General features: G+C 31.0%; 9 protein-coding genes. 7 read left to right on the top strand and 2 right to left on the bottom strand.

Going from position 1 to position 12,439, the window contains the following annotated elements:
* Nucleotide 1 precedes the first annotated feature (1 nt).
* Together DES38_RS03275 and tagD are read right to left on the bottom strand one after the other, a co-directional pair.
* Nucleotides 2–1,153, bottom strand: a complete 1,152-nt coding sequence (locus DES38_RS03275; RefSeq protein ID WP_110250666.1) for a CDP-glycerol glycerophosphotransferase family protein — start codon at nucleotides 1,151–1,153, stop codon at nucleotides 2–4.
* The gene (gene tagD / locus DES38_RS03270; protein ID WP_110250665.1) at nucleotides 1,146–1,544 is read right to left on the bottom strand and encodes a glycerol-3-phosphate cytidylyltransferase; all 399 of its coding nucleotides are present in this window, start codon (nucleotides 1,542–1,544) and stop codon (nucleotides 1,146–1,148) included. The genes DES38_RS03275 and tagD overlap by 8 nt, the downstream gene beginning before the upstream one ends.
* Before the next feature lie 180 nt (nucleotides 1,545–1,724).
* Here tagD and DES38_RS03265 point away from each other — a divergent pair, with 180 nt between their 5' ends.
* The 7 genes from DES38_RS03265 to DES38_RS03235 all read left to right on the top strand — a co-directional run bounded on the left by DES38_RS03265 (nucleotide 1,725) and on the right by DES38_RS03235 (nucleotide 12,423).
* On the top strand, nucleotides 1,725–2,915 hold the full coding sequence (locus DES38_RS03265; RefSeq protein WP_425450527.1) for a CDP-glycerol glycerophosphotransferase family protein: 1,191 nt from the start codon (nucleotides 1,725–1,727) through the stop codon (nucleotides 2,913–2,915).
* 34 nt (nucleotides 2,916–2,949) lie between these two features.
* On the top strand, nucleotides 2,950–5,586 hold the full coding sequence (locus DES38_RS03260; protein WP_110250664.1) for an N-acetylglucosaminidase: 2,637 nt from the start codon (nucleotides 2,950–2,952) through the stop codon (nucleotides 5,584–5,586).
* Between the two features lie 108 nt (nucleotides 5,587–5,694).
* Nucleotides 5,695–8,859 (top strand): CDP-glycerol glycerophosphotransferase family protein, encoded by a 3,165-nt coding sequence (locus tag DES38_RS03255; RefSeq protein WP_110250663.1) that lies wholly within the window; start codon nucleotides 5,695–5,697, stop codon nucleotides 8,857–8,859.
* 11 nt (nucleotides 8,860–8,870) lie between these two features.
* Entirely contained in the window at nucleotides 8,871–10,046 is a 1,176-nt protein-coding gene (locus DES38_RS03250; protein ID WP_110250662.1) for a glycosyltransferase family 4 protein, read from the top strand.
* Nucleotides 10,047–10,056: 10 nt separating this feature from the next.
* On the top strand, nucleotides 10,057–10,878 hold the full coding sequence (locus DES38_RS03245; protein ID WP_110250661.1) for an ABC transporter permease: 822 nt from the start codon (nucleotides 10,057–10,059) through the stop codon (nucleotides 10,876–10,878).
* Nucleotides 10,879–10,892: 14 nt separating this feature from the next.
* Nucleotides 10,893–11,684 carry a teichoic acids export ABC transporter ATP-binding subunit TagH gene (gene tagH / locus DES38_RS03240; RefSeq protein WP_110250660.1) on the top strand — a complete coding sequence of 264 codons (792 nt, stop codon included), beginning with the start codon at nucleotides 10,893–10,895 and terminating at the stop codon, nucleotides 11,682–11,684.
* 10 nt (nucleotides 11,685–11,694) lie between these two features.
* The gene (locus DES38_RS03235) at nucleotides 11,695–12,423 is read left to right on the top strand and encodes a WecB/TagA/CpsF family glycosyltransferase (protein WP_110250659.1); all 729 of its coding nucleotides are present in this window, start codon (nucleotides 11,695–11,697) and stop codon (nucleotides 12,421–12,423) included.
* Nucleotides 12,424–12,439: the final 16 nt, after the last annotated feature.

The following is a 12,439-nucleotide window of genomic DNA, read 5'->3' as shown; positions in this document are numbered from 1 at the left end:
TTTAATTGTATATATAATTAACTAGATCACTAGAGGATGTTCCTTTAGAGTAAGTATTCCAATCTTCTTTGAAGTATGCTAGTTTTTCATGATTAAATTTATTTGCTTCTATTATTGAGATAATCTTTTCAGTCGAACTGAAAACAGGTCCTGGAACAAGTGTATGATAATCTTCCCATACTCCTCTTTCTCTCAAGTAACTATCTAGATCATAGCTGAAAAATAACATTGGTCGATTTAATAGCGAAAATTCAAAAGGAATCGATGAATAATCTGAAATTAAATAGTCGGTGACAAGAAGTAACTCATTAATATTTGGATAATCTGAGACATCAATAATAAAATCATCGTTATTGTAGTTTTTCTTGGATCTCACCACGGGGTGTAGACGCAACAATAATTTATGAGAGCTTCCGAAAGCTTTCTTTAAAGCTGAAACATCTATTTGCAGCTGAAAATCGGCAATTTCACTATCTCTGAAAGTAGGAGCGTATAAAATAACTTTCTTATTTTTGATTGAGGAGTATTTATTGATTACGCTTTTTTTTGATGCCCTCATATCCTTATCATTGAAGAAGAAATCCGTTCTAGGAATGCCGGTGCGCAATATTTGTTTTTCCTTTAGGTCAAATGCTTGTTTAAATATCGTTGTCATTTTTTCTGAACCAACGACAACATGAGTGAAACGTTGATACACTTGTTTAAAACGCTTATTAGCCCGTCTGGATCGTTTTTTTATAGTGGGGTCTTCTAACCCGAAGCGTTTAATAGCTCCGGCTGCATGCCATAATTGAACGACTTTAACTTCTGGTTTAAACGTAGCTGCTGCTAAAAAGCCGAAATAGTTATCAACAAAGATAACTTTTGAAGTAGCGACATGATAAATTGATTTAATGAATTCTACGATATGAATGGTTTCAAAGCGCAAAACTTTTTCGCGCGGGCTCTCTTCAAAAGAGATTCTGCTACTGTTAGTTGTTAAAATGATAAGGTCGTGTTCAGTATGAGTTAAGCAACTCTTTCTGACATGATCGATATTATCACCAAAAGAAGCAATTAGAACGGTTTTGTTCTTTAATGGTTTAATACTGAAAATCACAAACCAAAAGCGAATAAATAATAAATAACTAGAGATTAGTAACTCCCTAGTCATTTTTATTTCCTTGTAATTCCTTTTTAATTTGTGTTGTAGATATACCTTCGGTTCTTGGTAAATAAACAACATCACAATGATCTTTTAAAAAGTCAAATTCACCTGTCCAATCATCACCCATAACAAAAACATCAATATGATGATTTTTAATGTCACTAATTTTTTGTTCCCAATTGTGTTCTGGGATTACTGCATCGACATACCGTACAGCTTCTAGTATTAATTTTCGAGTATCGTAATTATAGTATGCTTTCTTTCCTTTTAGCGCATTAAATTCATCAGATGAAATGGCCACCGTAAGATGATCTCCCAATTCTTTAGCGCGTTTGAGGATATTTATATGGCCGTTGTGTAACAAATCAAAAGTACCGTATGTTATAACCTTTTTCATAATTGCCTCCATAGTTTAGTTTGTAATATTATATCATATCAAATTAAAAATCATAATAGTCTTTTTCGTTAACCTTGATTAGAGGAAATGGAAATCGGATCAATTTTAATTGAAATAGGAATTATTGATGAAAAAGTAGCGGCATTGAAGTATAATGATGAATAGAACTTATTGAAGGATGTGCATAGTTTGAATATTTCAAGTATGGCTAAAAAAATCTATTTTATAATGTTGAAAAATATATATCGTATATTCGTTAACATCCCGAAAAATAGCAAATTGATAGTGTTTGAGAGTTTTTTAGGTAAGCAATATAGTGATAGTCCTAGAGCTATATACGAATATATAAAGGAAAATCATCCTGCCTTGAAGACGTATTGGGTAGTTGATCCAAGATATAAGAATAACTTTGCTGATTGCAACCTTCGGACTGTTTATAAATTCAGTCCGAAGTGGTTATTGATAATGTTAAGATCGAAGTATTGGGTATTTAATACGAGAATCCCACTTTGGGTAAAGAGAGGAAAGGGTACCGTATATCTCCAAACTTGGCACGGTACTCCTTTGAAAAAACTTGGTTTAGATATAAAAGAGGTCCATATGCCAGGTACTACAACTGAGAGCTATCACAAAAATTTTTCCTTAGCCTCAAAGAAGTGGACGTACCTTATCTCTGCTAATAAGTTTTCATCAGAAATATTTAAAAGAGCTTTTGATTTTGATGGTGAAATGATTGAAGTAGGTTACCCGAGAAACGACAAATTGATTAAAGATAATACCTTAGAAAAAATTAACAGCATAAAAAATTCACTTAGTATTGATCGATCTAAAAAGGTTATTTTATATGCACCAACATGGAGGGATAATGCTTTTCACAAAAAAGGGTCATACAAATTCCAATTAGAGCTAGATTTAAAACATTTAGAAAAAGAGTTTGGTGAAGATTACATTATAATTATGAGACTCCACTATTTGATTAGTGACTCTACAGATTTTAGTCAATACAGCTATATCCGTGATTGTTCACATTACGATGATATAAGTGACCTCTACCTGATATCTGATGTGTTAATTACGGATTACTCCTCTGTTTTTTTTGATTATGCATTATTAAAACGCCCGATTCTTTTTTTTGCATATGACTTAGAGGAATACAGAGATAAACTTAGAGGCTTCTACTTGGATTTTCCTGAAAAGGCACCAGGTTCAGTAGTGAAATCAACAGAACAGTTAGTAGTAGAACTTAGAAAGTTAGAGAAAATGAATTTCCAAGTGAGTCACAAGCACTTGAACTTTTTAGAAGAAATAGGCACATTTGATGATGGTGCTTCAACTATGAATGTTGTTAATATAATGTTAGACACCAATTGATGTCTTCGTATAAACAAATCGAAAGGAGAATTGTATGTGTAAAAAAAATGCTCGAATTGTTATGTTTTTCGTGGTTTTTGCAATATTCATTAGTGTTTTCAATGTATCGTTGACTTCTTTTGCAGAAATCGATGGGACCTCTGTGAGTCGGTTAGGACATATTCGTAATGAGGGAACGACATTGTACGATAAGAATTCGATGGAAAGTATAAAAAAACTTTCTAATTCAGATATCAATAAAGTTTATTATATAAAAAAAGAAAAAGATTATAATAATTCATTGTATTATTTGATTAGTCTTCGTCCAAGTTCTGAAACAGGTGTTTTAGGGTGGGTGAAAGCTCAAGATGTGTTTTCGCATGAACATCAGGGTACAACTATGCCAAGAGATAATGTCTATATGAATGGAGTTGGATTGGCATATAGTAAGGCTTGGGGTGGTGAATTAGATGAGGTATATTCCGATTTATCACGTTACAAAGGCTATGAACTGAAAGTTAATAAAACAGAAAAAGTGGGGAATAACACCTGGTATCGCGGCATATTAGACGGTAGACAGATTTTTGTTCATGAAAACTTCGTCACGACCGTCACTGAGTACAGTACAAGCCAATTAGGTCATATTAGAGAACCAGGAAAAGTGGTATATGATAAAGAAACAATGTCTGAACTGAAGACATTGAACACTGAGGATATTAATCAAGTGTATTATATAAAGAGAGCTAAAAGATATAATGATGAGCTGTATTATTTAATAAGCGTAAGGCCAAGTGATGAGCAAGGCGTTATTGGTTGGATTAAAAATATTGACATATTTACTCACCCACATCATGGAACATCTATGCCCTCTAATAAAATGTATATTAATGGGGTTGGTTTAGCTTATGATAAGGCTTGGGGCGGTAAAAATGATTTAGTATTTAACAACTTAGAAAAATACATTGGGTATGAATTTAAAATAAATAAAACTGAAAAAGTCGGAAATAATATCTGGTATCGAGGTATGTTAGACGGTAAACAAATTTTTTTACATGAGAATTTTGTTTCGAAAGCAACTGAAAACTCTATTAGCAGGTTGGGACAGATTTATAGTTCAGGAACTATTGTTTATGACTCCGAGACTATGGCGGAAAAACAAAAGTTAGATGAGAGTCAAATAAATCAAGTATATTATATTAAAAAGGAAAAATACATTGGAAACAAACGCTTTTTCTTGATTAGTTTACGTCCAAGTGCAAGTGAGGGGATTTTAGGTTGGGTAAAAAATGAAGATATTAGAGCTTTACCACACTTTGGTACTTCAATGCCTACAAGTAAGTTATATTTGAATGGACGAGGTAAAGCTTTTAGTAAAGCTTGGGGTGGTTCGGAAGATATTGTTTTTCAATCAACAGATGATTATTTGTATGAAGAGTTTGTTGTGAACAAAACTGAAAAAGTAGGAAATAATACTTGGTATAGAGGAATACTTAATAATAAACAAGTCTTCTTACATGAAAGCTCCTTGAATGCCACTGTTGAAAATGACATAAACTATAATTACACACTTAACGATATGATAAACATTCAGTTACAACGAACTCCACAAACAGACAAATATCGTCAAATGCCAGCTTATATCCACTCAAGCTTGGTGGGTACGGATGGGTCAAGTGGTTTTGTAGATGCTGTTAATGTTGCATTAAGGACTTCGCCCAATACCAGCTCAAGTGATAACATATATAAACGTGTCAGTGATGTGAATGTCACTATTTTGGGAGAAGTGCAAGGAAGTGCGTACCTAAACAGTAATTTATGGTATAAAATACGCTTCGAAAACAGAGAATTGTATGTTCATAGTCTACTTGTTACGCTTTCAGAACTTGGTACTTTGAACACAAATGCTAACGTAAGAAGTGATACTGATTCGAATTCTCATATATATAGTCGCTTAAACAAAGGTTCAAAAATTAAGGTGCTGAAAACTGTTCAAGGTGAGTCAATTAATAATAGCAAAAACTGGTATGAAATCGCGTTAGGTACTTGGCGATTGCCAACTCGAAAAGATATTGAATCCTACCTAATTCCTAGTGAACAAGATAAGTACCAATTCTTATTATTAAATGAGTCCGCTGATGTTGTTAGCAGCGAGTTAAATTCCATACTGAGTGGTCAAGGTGTTTTATCTGGCAAAGGTAGTAGTTTTATACAAGCTGGAAAAAAACATTCTGTGAATGAAGCATACCTTGTTAGTCATTCATTACTGGAGACTGGCAGAGGATGGTCTAGATTGGCTACAGGAATTGAAGTGGGGAAAAATTCAAATGGTAATTTAGTTCTTGTAACTAATAGCAATAGATCTGCTTTATCTTCAATTAAGACGGTATATAACGTTTATGGAATAGGCGCTGTAGATAGAGATCCAATTAATGAAGGAGCCAAGTATGCTTATAGAAATGGTTGGTTCACAGTTGAAACAGCGATTATAGAAGGTGCAGCATTTGTAAGCAATAACTATTTTTCAGTCGGACAAACAACACTATATAAAATGCGCTGGAACCCAGATAATCCAGGTGTGCATCAGTATGCTACTGATATTGGATGGGCCGCCAAACAAACAACTTTAATTAAAAATATTCACAATCAACTTACGCAAAGTAAAAAAGTTTTTGAAATTCCAAAATATAATTAATAAGAAGAACACATATTACCGTTATGTTGCTTTTGATGTAACGGTAATTTTTGTTTTGCTAACGAATAAATATTGATTAATGTTATAATATCAAGGGGGGTTAGATCTATGACTATAAAGTTTTCTTTAATAGACATTACGAAGGATAGTCGTGAAGAAACACTTCTTATCACATTTGATTACAATTTCGATGGTAACATCGTTGACTATGTTAGTGGATTATATATCGTGAATAATCAACAAAAAATAAAGATCTCAAAGGACTTGATTATTACCAATCAAAAAATAAAATTCAATATTGATAAGTCAATTTTATATAAAATTGACTTATCAAAGCCGAATGATCTCGCACTTGTATTTCAAGTTGATAATTCAGAAGTTGTTAAAATTGTTAATATTGAAAAAAAATTCGAATATCAATTTACTGTTTTAAATAAAGATTTAATTATTAAATCCTCATCATCTAAATCTTTGGTTATTATGGAATCAAAGAATTCAGAAGTGGATATTTCGGTGTCAGATGTTTTTATAAGTGATAATATTTTGGAATTAATTATTAAAGATAAGCAGCTGTTTTATGAGATTGATTATAAAAATAATGTATATTTTTATAATCAAAAATTAAATGAGAAAGTTCATTTAAAACTATTAAATATGAATCAACAAACTTACGGTGTGCAGTTTGAAATTAATTATGAAAAATTATTCTTTGAAAATTGGAAAATAGTAATACTGAATGAGGGAAATACGAATGCACTAACCTATGCAGGAGAGAGTAAAGAGTATTTTTTGGAAGCGGATCAATCGTTAGCAACTCTGTGGCCGAATTTGAGTCATGAGATAATTATTTCGCTAAATAGCTCCATAAATCAGAAGAATTTTATATTTGATGAGTTTCACAATGAAAATAACTACTTTGAATTAACAATCAAGCCGGATTTTGAAGTAAATGATTATGTAAAAATCACTTTAATAGCTATAGAAAGAAGTACAAATATAAAACAAGAATTATGTGAAGGAAAAACAATAGATAATAAATTATTTTTTAAAGTTAACTATCAATCGATAGAAATCATAGAGTCTAATGAAATATTCGACATATTAGTCCAATATGAAAGACCTAGTGGTAAACTGCTAAGAAAGATATTTGTGGAAGATAATTACTTGTTTTTACCTCAGACTGCATTTAATGAGAAAGCTATTAAAAGAGTACGGTTATATACGAATGCTGATGGTTACTTATCATTGTTAGTAGAGGACAACGCGATACTAATGAGTGTTAGTAATGTGAAAATAAATGAGTCATCTTCATCAATATCTTTAAATATGAGTCAATTAGTTAGAGATGGGATAAGTAATTTTATAGGAATATCAGTACTAAGTGAAGATGATAAAAAACAAGTAGAATATAAGCTAAGTTCGTTGATATCTAGAATAGATGATAATACTATTAAACTAAAACTTGATAAAGTAATACTGAATGAGTTATCAAAGTTAGGACAAAAGAATTTATTATTTAAAGTATACTTTGAATTTAATGGTGGTATATATAATAAATTATTTGAGTTTAATGAAGATGATATTAACGACAAGAAAAATGTTATTAAATACCCCTTGTTGACATTCGATAAAGATTCACAGTCGTCAGTTGAATTAACGTATAATTATGCAAATCAGTTAAAGTTAATGTTTAACTTCTTTTCAGAGGTTCAAATCTCCAGTGTTAAGTTTGAAAAAAACACTGCAGAGATAGATGTTGAAATCTCTAATATCACAAAAGCAAAAGATCACATACATGCAGCATTGTATGACTTCAGGAATGATCAGTACATTGATATCAACACTAGGGGTACTAGTACAGGAATTAAAATATATTTTGATTATGAGGAGTTAAAAAGTAATATCTCTCAAAATGATTTTGCTTTAAAACCTGTGTTATTAATTGATAAAGGTGAAACTACACTTTGTGTTGATATTCCCATTGATTTAGATTTAGATTTTTCTTTGAATACAACTTTTTCATCTACAGCTTTAAAAGTAGAGAACGATAACTATTTCGCTGTCTTTGTAGATAGATTAAAAGCTCAATTGTTGATTGAAGCTAGACCAAAAAAAGATTATGAAAAAACAATTGGAAAAATGAAAAATATAGCTGCAAAGCTGCTTGCAATGATAGCAAGTGTAAGTGGTTTTAAAAAAAATATATGGGTAATTAGTGAGAATTTAGGAGAAGTTGCTCAAGACAATGGGTATGCATTTTTTAAATACTGTATGAATAAACCAAACAATAAGTTGGTTTATTATGTTACAAAGAAAGATAATAAAAATATGGATAAATTACTGGAGCATAAAAAGAATTTAATTTACTATGATACATTTATGCATTATTTCTATTATCATTTATCTAGATTTTTAGTCGTTGCCCATGGGATTAGAGACACATCTCCAAGCTTTTATCATAACAAAATACGCTTTAACACAAAAGATATTATTTATTTGCAGCACGGAATTATTGCTATGAAAAAGCTAGGTTTTAATAGCAAGTCTTATAACAATCGCATTCAGAAATTTGTAGTATCTTCAACACATGAGAAACGAATCCTAATAAATAAAATGAATTTCAATGAAGAACAAATAATGGTAACAGGGTTATCTAGATTTGACGATTTAATTGATACTTCGCATCAATTAGACAAAAAACAAATTTTTGTTATGCCTACATGGAGAGAATGGATATTAAATAACGAGGTAGATTTCATTGGAAGTGATTTTTTTAAACATTACAAAGCGCTTTTAACTAATGAAAAGTTAAAAAAAGTTCTAAGGGAAGAAAATATTGTATTGAAATTTTATCCCCATATAGAAATTCAAAGAAATTATATTGAATTGTTTGAAGATTTTGCGTCTGATCATATTAAAATTATTAAGTCAGGTGAAGAAGATATTAAATCCTTGATAATGGATAGTTCTTTAATGATTACTGACTATTCTAGTGTTTGTTTTGATTTTAATTATCTTGAAAAACCTACTATTTTTTATCATTTTGATTTAAATGAATATTTATCCCATAGAGGAGCCTTTGTGGATTTAACACAAGATTTAGTTGGAGAAGTTGCTTATAAAAGTAATGAGTTAGTTGATCTCATCGAGAAATCCGTTTGTGATAATTTCAAATATGAATTTCAATTCAAAGAAAAATCAAAGAAATACTACAATTACAAAGATAAGAAAAATAACCAACGCATTTTTGAAGAAATAAAAAAAATTCAGTAGGAGAATCTTGAATGAAGGTAACTTTTTTAGTTTATAATGTATTTGGGATGGGTGGCACCGTCAGAACCGTGGTTAATACGGCTAATTATTTAGTCAGTAAAGGATACGATATCGAAATAGTTAGTATAAGGAAAACCAGAAAAACCCCAATGTTTAATTTAGATTCTGGTATTAGCATACAATATCTTTATGATGCAAGACGTCCTAAAGAGTCCACGGTGTTAGGGAGCTTTAAGCAATTAATTAAGAATTATATCACAAAAATACCCAGCTTTTTAATTGATCGAAATGAAGATCTATACCATATGTTTAATATAATGACAGATATCAAACTCTACAGGGTTCTAAAAACATTAAAAACGGATATTCTTATTACCACAATACCGTCTTTTAATTTATTGTCAGCAAAATATGTTAGTCATAACATTATAAAAGTTGGTCAAGAACATAAAGTTTTTGATCAACATGCTGACACCTTAAAGAAGAAGATATATAAACACTACCATCAATTAGATGTCTTAACCTGTCTAACAGATGAAGAGAAGAACGGCTTTGAAAAAATACTCTCTTTATCAAAAGAAAAGATAATCAAAATACCAAACGGTACTGAAATACCTTTTCAGACAGCTAACTTGAAAAATAAAACGATTATAGCAGCTGGAAGATATGTTCCTGACAAAGGGTTTGATTTGTTAATTCAAGCATTTGCGTTGGTAAAAGACGAATTTCCAGATTGGCGTGTGAAGATATTTGGTGCAGGTATTGAAAAAGAGTATTTAAGAGAAGAGATTTTTCGTACTGAGAGTTATAACAATGTATTCTTAATGCCGAAATCAAATAAGCTATTTGATGAAATGCAAACAGCATCTATTTACGCTTTAAGCTCGAGGCATGAATCATTTGGAATGGTAATTATTGAAGCAATGTCAGTTGGCTTACCTTGTGTTGCTTTTAATTCATTAGGACCAAAAGAGTTGATTAAACATGAAGAAAATGGTTTACTTGTTGATAGAGAAGATGTAGTTGCATTTGCTGATAGCTTAGCTAGGTTGATGAAATCCTATGACCTAAGAGAAAAGTTAGGGAATAATGCTAAAACATACGCTTATCACTTTTCGTTAGATGAAATAGGGCATCTCTGGGAAAAAACATTAATTAAACTCTCAAACGAGAGAAGAAAAAATTGAGGTTAGATATATGAAATCTATTTTTACAGTATTGAAAGAACAGTATAAATACGCCCATCTAATTAGAAGGTTGTCGCTATATGAGTTGAAAAGTAATAACAAAAATAACTACTTAGGCATGGCTTGGGAAGTTATTAACCCGGTGATTCAAATTCTAATTTATTGGCTAGTGTTTGGTACATTAATGCAACGAGAAGCAATAATTATCTCAGGTCAAGAGATTCCATTTATCAATTGGCTGATTGGAGGATTCTTTGTTTGGACATTCTTTTACCAGGCGACAATTCAAGGTTCTAAATCAGTATATACTAGGTTAAAAATGTTAGCTAAAATGAGTTTTCCAATGAGTGTAATACCAAGTTATGTTATTTTTTCTCAATTTTATATTCATCTTTTCTCTTTAGGCGTAACAGTAATAATTTATTTACTTATTGGTCAATCGATGAGCATATATTTATTTCAGATTATTTTTTATATGATAGCTGCATTAATGTTTGTGTTTAGTTTGTCATTGATAACATCAACGCTTTCAACAATAATTAGAGACGTCCACATGTTGTTAAATTCTATCTTGAGAATGTTTTTATATCTTTCAGGTGTGCTCTGGCCAATTACATTGTTGTCAGACTACCCAATACTTAAATTAGTTATGAGCTACAATCCAGTTTATTATTTAATAGAGGGGTATAGAATTTCCTTTTTCGGTGACTACATTCACTTTATTGAATATTGGAAACAATCTTTGTTTTTCTTTGGTTTAACATTTACCTTATTGTTATTCGGTTCATATATCCATGTGAAATTTAGAAAATATTTTATTGATTATTTATGATGTGAGAGGTTAATATGGAAAAATCTATTATAGTAAAAAACGTCACAAAAAAATATGTGTTATTTAATAGTACAAAACATAGATTACTAGATTTATTGACACCAAAAAAATATGGTGAGGATTTCTATGCGCTGAGAGATATTAGTTTTGATGTAAATAGAGGGGATATTATTGGTTTTGTTGGAACAAATGGTTCTGGAAAATCAACTTTATCTAATATTATTGGTGGAATTGTACCAGAGACTTCAGGTCACGTAGAAGTTAATGGATCAGTAGCGCTAATAGCGGTAGCGTCTGGACTAAAAGGTGATTTAACAGGTAGAGAGAACATTGAGCTTAAATGCCTCATGTTAGGTTTTACCAAAAAACAGATTAAAGCAATGGAAAATGATATTATTGACTTTTCAGAGTTGGGGAGATTTATTGATCAACCTGTAAAATCATATTCAAGCGGGATGAAATCTCGCTTAGGTTTCGCTATTTCAGTAACGATTGATCCTGATATTATGATTATTGATGAAGCATTATCAGTTGGTGATGCAGCATTTGCACAAAAAAGTTTTGAAAAAATGAAGGAATTTAAGTTACAAGGTAAAACCATGATTTTTGTGAGTCATTCAATGGGGCAAATTAAAGACTTTTGCGAAAAAGTACTTTGGTTGGAATATGGGACAGTTAGAGAGTATGGGCCAACAGATGAAGTCTTGGCACATTATCAATCATTTATGGATGAATTCAAAAAGATGTCAAAACATGAAAAGCAAATGCACAAAGATAAAATCTTAAAAGCCTATCAAGGTATATAGGAGATTTCTTATGGCTGATAAAAACTATGTGGAATTATTAAATGTTAAGGTCAATGTAGCTACAAAGAAATCTGTGTTGAAAGATTTAATAGATGCTTCAATGAAGAGTGAAAAAAAATTCATCGTAACTGCTAATCCTGAAATATTGATGAATGCATATGAGGATTCAAAGTATGGAAGTGCAATAAAAAAAGCAGACTATATAGTTGCTGATGGTATTGGTGTTGTATTAGCATCTAAGATGAACAGAACATCATTACCTGAAAGAATTCCAGGCTACGATCTAATGATAGAATTACTGAATTCAATTAATTTTCATGGGCAGAGTTGTTATTTTTTAGGAGCGAGCGAATCAGTTAATAGCAGGCTTATTAAAGTAATTAAGAATAAATACCCTGATATAAAGATAGCTGGTCATAGTGATGGATATTTTAGTATTAACGATGAGAAAGTCTTAAAATCAGTTTTGGTAAGTAAGCCTGATTTTATTTTTGTAGCTTTAGGCATGCCGAAGCAAGAAGAATGGATTGCCAGACATTTTGAGCTTTTCGATAAAGGTATCTTTATGGGGGTTGGTGGAAGCTTTGATGTTCTCGCAGGAGAAGTTAACAGAGCTCCAAAATTATGGATAAGATTAAATTTAGAGTGGCTTTATCGAATAATACAAGATCCCGTTCGTTTAAAAAGGTTACCACAAGTTTTAAAATTTTTATTTTATTCAATAGTTAAGAGAAAATGATCTAACTAAGATATTA

The sequence above is a fragment of the Streptohalobacillus salinus genome (assembly GCF_003201605.1).
In the GTDB taxonomy this organism is placed as follows: domain Bacteria; phylum Bacillota; class Bacilli; order Bacillales; family Amphibacillaceae; genus Streptohalobacillus; species Streptohalobacillus salinus.
The sequence above is the reverse complement of the archived record's forward strand: the minus strand, read 5'-3'. Positions and strand labels throughout refer to the sequence as shown.